The 209-nt window shown below is 46.9% G+C and carries 1 pseudogene; it reads left to right on the top strand.

The window, feature by feature from the left end:
* Window positions 1–209, top strand: a pseudogene (locus tag LI149_RS15375) (type IV pilus twitching motility protein PilT); the annotation flags it as partial.

Consider the following 209-nt stretch of genomic DNA (forward strand, 5'->3'; position numbering starts at 1 on the left):
TTGATCTTCTCGACCCTGCATACGATTGGTGCAGCCAGCACGATCGACCGCATTATCGATGTATTTCCTCCAAACCAGCAGCATCAGATAGCTGTCCAGTTATCCATGGTACTGCAGGCAGTCATCTCACAGCAGCTTGTTCCATCTATTGATGAGAAAATGATTCCTGTCTTCGAGATTATGACTGTGACACCGGCAATCCGCAATAT

Origin of the sequence: Dorea sp. 210702-DFI.3.17 (assembly GCF_020560825.1) — a bacterium.
In the GTDB taxonomy this organism is placed as follows: domain Bacteria; phylum Bacillota; class Clostridia; order Lachnospirales; family Lachnospiraceae; genus Dorea; species Dorea formicigenerans.